The 1319-nt window shown below is 69.5% G+C and carries 1 protein-coding gene; it reads left to right on the top strand.

Translation table 11 applies throughout. The annotated features are described in order from the left end of the window. Positions 1-12 precede the first annotated feature (12 nt). Positions 13-1319: NF041680 family putative transposase (locus ACFYMC_RS29780; protein ID WP_388531285.1), on the top strand; the 1307-nt coding region annotated here is incomplete at its 3' end.

Raw genomic sequence — 1319 nt, 5'->3', positions numbered from 1 at the left:
ACGAAGGCCGTGATGGCGAGTCTGCCGCCTGATGACGTCCGCCCGGAAGCGTTCGCGGAAGCGTCACGCTTCCGGGGTGCTTTCTACGCATGCCTCACCGCCAGGCGCGACGAATTGTTCGAGTTGGTGGACGCGGTGCTGTGTGCGGAGGGCCCGGTGAGAACGCCGGTGGATCTGACGTTGGTGCCCGAACACCGCCGTGGGCACGGTGCGCTGTACGGCGCCCTCAACCACGGCCGGATCGACGTCACCCGTCTGCGGATGGTGCTTGCCGGGTTGCCACTGCCGCGTTTCGAGGGCGGGCGCCTGGTCCTGGCCGTGGATGTGTCGCCGTGGCTGCGCTCGGATGCGCCGTGCTCGGCGGAGAGGTTGTTCTGCCACGTCTACGGCCGCGCGAAGTCCGCCTCGCAGTTCATCCCGGGCTGGCCGTACTCGTTCGTCGCCGTCCTCGAACCGGGAGCCACTTCATGGACGTCGGTCCTGGACGTGGTCCGGCTCGGGCCCGAAGACGATGCGACCGCCGTCACCGCCGCCCAGCTCCGCGCCGTGGCCGAGCGGCTCATCTCCGCCGGCCAGTGGGCGCCCGGCGACCCGGACATCACGATCGTCATGGACGCGGGATACGACGTCACCCGCCTGGCCTGGGTCCTGCAGGATCTTCCTGTCGAACTGGTCGGGCGGGTCCGCGGTGACCGGGTGATACGGCTGCCCAAGCCCTCGCCCAAGGAGTACGCCCTGGCCTATCCCCAAGGTGGCAGGCCACCGAAGCACGGCAAGGAGTTCCGCTTCGCCACACCCGAGACCTGGCCCGAGGCGGCGGTCACCACGGTCACCGACACCGCCAACTACGGCAAGGCCGAAGCCCAGGCGTGGGACCGGGTCCACCCCAGGCTGACCCACCGCTCGGCCTGGCTGGAGCACGACGGTGAACTCCCTGTCGTCGAGGGCACCTTGGTCCGGCTGAAGGTCGAGCACCTCTCCAAGGAACGGGAAGCACCGCCGGTCTGGCTGTGGTCCTCCAGGACTGGCGCCGCCCCGGCAGACGTGGATCTGTGGTGGCAGGTGTTCCTCAGGAGATTCGATCTTGAGCACACCTTCCGGTTCACCAAACAGACTCTCGGCTGGACCACGCCGAAGGTCCGTACTCCCGAGGCCGCGGACCGGTGGACCTGGCTCGTGGTCGTCGCCCACACCCAGCTCCGTCTCGCCCGGCCGCTGGCCGCAGACCTCCGCCGGCCCTGGGAAAAGCCGGCCAAGCCCGAACGTCTCACCCCGGCCCGGGTCCGCCGGGGGTTCAGGAACATCCGCGCCCACCTGCT

It is taken from the genome of Streptomyces sp. NPDC006879 (assembly GCF_042869595.1).
In the GTDB taxonomy this organism is placed as follows: domain Bacteria; phylum Actinomycetota; class Actinomycetes; order Streptomycetales; family Streptomycetaceae; genus Streptomyces.
The sequence above is the reverse complement of the archived record's forward strand: the minus strand, read 5'-3'. Positions and strand labels throughout refer to the sequence as shown.